The organism is Loktanella salsilacus (genome assembly GCF_900114485.1).
GTDB classification, from domain to species: Bacteria; Pseudomonadota; Alphaproteobacteria; order Rhodobacterales; family Rhodobacteraceae; genus Loktanella; species Loktanella salsilacus.
Window position 1 is genome coordinate 1 of sequence record NZ_FOTF01000057.1, and the last position, 5,210, is coordinate 5,210.

2 protein-coding genes, 1 tRNA gene and 3 pseudogenes are annotated in these 5,210 nt (G+C 54.7%); 5 read left to right on the forward strand and 1 reads right to left on the reverse strand.

The genetic code is table 11. The annotated features are described in order from the left end of the window. Positions 1-56: 56 nt before the first annotated feature. The 5 genes and pseudogenes from BM131_RS20135 (at position 57) to BM131_RS19640 (ending at position 3,783) form a co-directional block, all read left to right on the forward strand. On the forward strand, positions 57-290 hold the full coding sequence (locus BM131_RS20135) for an alpha/beta fold hydrolase (protein WP_245754344.1): 234 nt from the start codon (positions 57-59) through the stop codon (positions 288-290). Beyond that, positions 284-523: pseudogene (locus BM131_RS20605) on the forward strand (IS21 family transposase); the annotation flags it as partial. The gene BM131_RS20135 and the pseudogene BM131_RS20605, both read left to right, overlap by 7 nt. Positions 524-802: 279 nt before the next feature. Continuing rightward, positions 803-3,006: pseudogene (locus BM131_RS19630) on the forward strand (type IA DNA topoisomerase). Between the two features lie 438 nt (positions 3,007-3,444). Continuing rightward, a complete protein-coding gene (locus BM131_RS19635) occupies positions 3,445-3,684 on the forward strand; it encodes a hypothetical protein (RefSeq protein WP_090192159.1) in 240 nt (79 codons plus the stop codon). Between the two features lie 22 nt (positions 3,685-3,706). Then, positions 3,707-3,783 (forward strand) — tRNA-Ile (locus BM131_RS19640). Positions 3,784-4,892: 1,109 nt separating this feature from the next. Here BM131_RS19640 and BM131_RS20390 read toward each other — a convergent pair. After that, positions 4,893-5,210, reverse strand: a pseudogene (locus BM131_RS20390) (IS3 family transposase); the annotation flags it as partial.

Below are 5,210 nucleotides of genomic sequence, written 5' to 3' on the forward strand. Positions count from 1 at the left end.
TGATCGTCGCGACCGAGCTGAAGAGTTTTGCTGCGACGGAGACCTTCGATGCGCTTGTGCGCGACCTCGCCACTGCGCCGGAACAGGAGGGACCAGCGGCGGAGACGTCCCGGCCCGTCGTCATCGGATGGGGTCGCCAGGATCGTCTGTGTCTGCCACGGCAGTCCGCCAGGGCAATGGGGGCATTTCCATCCGCCAGGTTGCACTGGTTTGAGAAATGCGGTCATTTCCCGATGTGGGATCAGCCGGAGGAAACCATTCAGCTCATCCTCGACGAAACCGACACCTGAAGCGGGCTATTACTGATGCGCTGATCATGCGTGGGTCGCGCGGCTTCTCGGACCTGACTGCCTATCGCCGCTTCATCAATTAGGTCTTGGGGCGGATCAATGCGCGCAATGCCAAGCGCATTGACGTTGAGCGCACCAGCCTCAAGCCTTTGCCCGCCCGGCGGACCACCGACTATGAAGAGATCACGGTGCGCGTCACATCATTGGGCGGCTTCCTGCTGCGCAAATTCTTCTAAACCGTGCCATCCCGGCTGATCGGTCAACAGTTATCGTGCCGAACGGCGCCTTTTGCGTCGGTCGGCCCAAACCTGACCTTCGAAAGGGTTATCAAGTGGTTTGCGAGGGAGAGCGCCATGCTTCTACAAGCTTTGATCGGACAAAAATGCAAGAATTGCAGCGAGACATGAGTTCGGAAGCGTTGCCTAATTGTGTGGCTCCTTAAAAATCCCAGTTGCCAGCTTTGCGAGTTCACCTTATGTTCTTTTTTGTGCACTATTTCAAATGAGCTCGTCATGGCTGATCAGATCGTCATAACCGAAAAAACTAGCCAGGCGAAAGATGTCCGCGCCGCCATTGGGTCCCGGTATGGTGTGGTTTTACCGGCCGAGGGGCACTTGTTCGACTTGCTCGAACCACAGGACGTCGTGCCCGGATGGAAGCGCTGGACCCCAATCCTGCTGCGTCCTCAAGAGCTTTACGGCACGCGACCGGCAAAAGGCGGGAACAAGGCAGCCAAGCTCAAAGCCATTCGTGAGGCGCTGCGCACAGCCAAGCGGGTCTGGCTTGCCACCGATTGTGACCGAGAGGGGCAGCTCATCGGCCAGGAGATCCTCGAACACTATAAGTATCGTGGCGAGGTCATGCGTGTGCTGTTTACAGCCCAGGATACTCAGACCATCCGTCAGTCATTTGATCGGGCAAAACCCAACTCAGATTACGCCCGGCTTTACGCCGCCGCTGTTGCGCGCCGCCAAGCTGATCAGATATATAATTTGTCACTGACCCGCACAGCGACTGTCATCCTTGGCAAAGGCGCGCGAGGTGTCATCGGCGTAGGGCGTGTGAAAACGCCGACCCTTGCGATCGTCTGCAGACGCGAATTGGAAATCCGCAATTTCGTTCCCGTGACCTATTTCGAGGTTGTCGCCACCGCCATGGTTGAGGGCGGTGAGTTCAAGATGCGATATGCACCACGGGAACGAATTCTAAAACGTGAGATTGTTGAGTCCGTGGTTGCGGCCATCCGCGACTTTGAGGGGCCGCTCGGCGTGCGTGTCGAGGGCAAGCGTCAAGGACCGCCGAAACCGCATGATCTGCCGTCACTCCAGAAGCTCTGTGCCTCGCGCTTCGGCTGGGCCGCGGCAAAGACTCTGGAAATCGCTCAGGAACTCTATGACGGACAGGGTAAGAAGATTATTACCTATCCGCGTGCCGAAGTGCGTTACCTACCCGAGACCTTGATCGGGGACGTGCCCAAGATCGTAGCCGGACTGCAAGCGGGAAGATCGTTCAGCACGATCCCTGTGCCAGCGGTGCCTGTCATTCGAAAGGGCAAGAGCGGCAGTTTTTATGACAAGGGACTGGAAGGGGCCAGCCACCACGCGGTCATTCCCAACGTCAATACGATTGAGAAATTGCGAGACGTCTGGCCGCGGCTTTCGAGTGACGAGAAAAAACTGTTTGACGTGATCGCCGGGCATATTTGGCCACCGTCATGCCGGATTTCCGCTACCGCCAGACAACCGCAACGCTTGATCCGGGCGGATTTCCGTTCAAGGCCACAGGCCGCCAACACGTTGATATTGGATGGCGTGCAGCATTCCCGGAATGGCAACCCGCCGATGAAAAAGGTGACGATGCGCAGCTGCTTCCTCAGATGCAAAACGGCGAAGCCGCGCGATTGCGGAACCCTGCCATCGAAGACAAGGAAACCCGGCCACCGCCGCGCTATAATGAAGGTACTTTGATCGAAGCGATGCAGCAGGCTTGGCGCTTTATCGATGATGAGGTTTTGCGCGACAGGCTGAAGGAAGCTAAGGGCATCGGTACGCCCGCGACCCGCGCCGAGATTATCGGGGGATTGAAACGGCAGGGTTTTCTGGTTGTTCAAGGGAAGAACATTGTACCGACCGATACCGGATTGAGTTTGTTTGGTGTACTCCTACAAGCTGATCCAGCATTGGTCGATCCGGGTGTGACAGCGCAACTCGAATGCCTGCTCGACGATGTTGTTGTCGGCAAACAGGAAATGGTTGGAGCCATCGATGCTGTTTGTGATGTCGCCCAGCGTATCATCGGAAAGCTCGTCGAAGGTTCGCCAGCCGGTGTGTCGCCTTTGCCCGGTTTTGTACTGGATGGCGGGGGCGGTGGACGGCCACCAACTCCTGAGATGAAGCGTTTCGCCGACAGTATAGCGCGTCAGAAGGGCATAAAGCCTCCAACTGGCTACACCAAATCAGCATCGGTCTGCCGTACGTTCCTCGAGCAACACGCTTCCAAAACAGCTGAAGGCGCTGGAGAGGATAAAGGTAGCGGTTCTGAAACCCGGCCACCAAGTCCGGCGCAATTGTCATTCGCCGAGCGTATATCGCGGGAACAAGGCGTTGTGATAACCGATGTAGCAAGGGCCAGTTCTTCTGCTATTTCCGTTTGGAGTTACAAGAACCAAAGTTCGAAGCCTGACAAGAACCCTCGCAAAATCGTGGTGAAAAACTAGGAACCAACTACGACTAAATTGACCGTGGTCTTGTCACGCTTACGTACCGATCTCTCAACTCAATTATGCAACCTTTCGTTCGAAGGCCGAGGGGCTTTTGCCGCCTAGGGATGAGTGCCGCCGTCTTGGATTGTAGAACCCATTGATATATTGGAAGATAGACCCTTCCGCCTGGGTGTTGAATTGTGCGAGAAATTGACCCAGTTTTCCGAAACGTTGTGACCCACAAGCTGTCATTAATTCCGCTGACTTTCCATCAGGTTATCATAAGCCAGAGGGGTCAACGCGAAATGAAAAATGGGCCAATTCGACCTGGAAATCAACACACTGCTGTCCAAAACACTGTTTTGACCACGTCGCCCAATAGCTCATTGGCCTCTTGCGCCATTAGGTGCTGTGCTTAAATCAAGTGAGCTCAACGAAGAAGGGGGCTATGCCATGGAGCACACGGGTGAACTTCAACAGGTCGTCGAACACCTACGCTCCGCTACAGATCGCGTTGCAGAGATGCGTCGATTGGTTTTGGAATCTGGTGGAGCGTGGCCAGATCACGAACACGACGTCCTATTTGAAGTGTGTTTCCTTAGTATTGCTGGCTTGGGCTTTGGAGCGAAACCCGCTGTCAAAAATTGGATCGTCAACGCTGAACGTCAGTTCAGCATCGACAAGGTTGCCTGAGGGTTTTAAATCCATCCAGCGTGGGCCTGTAGCTCAATTGGTTAGAGCAGAGCGCTCATAACGCTTTGGTTGCGGGTTCAAGTCCTGCCGGGCCTACCACGCACATGCCGTAAAAGATGAACGCAGCGGCGATAGCACAGCAAATGCAAAGTTGGAAATGGCTCCGCGGTCTGCAACGGTCTCCTCCCAGATCACGGAGACTGCGGAGCCTGGCAATGTTAAAGTCAAACACTGCAGGTGTTTTGGTTAACAAGAGCTCTCAAAGAATACAAAGCCTAATATTTATGCTTAAAAAACTGGCAAATGCTGCCTTGCAGAAAATGCATTGCTGCAATGCGGCGTTGGCAGTTGAAAAACTTGGTGACCGTGCTCAATTAGGATGTAATGAAGGTCCAAACCTCCTCCCTTGGATCAACGTTTATCTCCAGCGCGGGTCCAAACCTCCTCCCTTGGATCAGCGCAGAGTTCAGGCGGCGCACTACCTCCCTAGTGCGTCGCCTTTAGTATCCGTAGCATTCCTCAGTTGTCTAATATGTCTGAATTACTGCTTCGCTGTGCCGGGCTGCTTAGAGGCGTAGGCCACCACCAGCGCTGTCTGCATTAAGCAGAATAAAGGCAGAGGTCAGTGCCGTTGCGCATGCTCAAGCATATCGTTGGTGTCCAGTTTCAAAGCTGAGCTCCAAAGTGGTGTCTTGAAGTACTGGCTCTCACCCAGCCGTTGCTGCTCTGCTTCGATTTCGACAAGTAACCCAGCCCAACACAGCGGTTCCAGTACACAGTTGCGAAAAGCACTGAGTTCCCGCCAGCCAGATGGATCGTCAGGGTGTAGAATTGTGCGAGAAATTGACCCAGTTTTCTGAAACGACGTGACCCACAAACTGGAATTAATTTCGCTGACTTTCCATGAGGTTATCATAAGCCAGAGGGGTCAGCGCGAAATGAAAAATGGGCCAATTCGACCTGGAAATCAACACACTGCTGTCCAAAACACCGTTTTGACCACGTCACCAAATAGCTCATTGGCCTCTTGCGCCATTAGGTGCTGTGCTTAAATTAAGTGAGCTCAACGAAGAAGGGGGCTATGCCATGGAGCACACGGGTAAACTTCAATAGGTCGTCGAACACCTACGCCGCGGCGCACAAGAGCTACACCGACCCCGCGGTCCCGCAGGGCATCCGGTGTTTGTCAAACATGTTGTCCGCCGATTTCATGCGGCGTCTCTGATTTCAGGGGCGCTGATTTCGGTTTCTGGGTTGAGCCAGACGGGTCCGGCGGGTTGCCAGTTGCGGGTTTTGCCTGACCAGCGTTCTGGGTTTTGCGCACGCGCATTTGCATAGAGCATGGCGCGGTTTGCCAGCGTTGCGCGGTCATGGCCAGCGTGGCGTGCGCCCGGAGTGACGAAGCGGATGGCGCTGTGCAGATGCTCGCCGTTATACCAATTGGCGAAGGATTTTACCCAAGCCTGAGCATCTGTTTTTGTGGCAAAGCCCTTGCTTGGCCAGTCCGGGCGGTATTTGCAGGTTCG

Excerpts from the sequence above, each read along its gene's own strand:
- BM131_RS19635 (WP_090192159.1), top strand. The coding sequence starts at position 3,445 with ATGGAGCACACGGGTGAACTTCAACAGGTCGTCGAACACCTACGCTCC.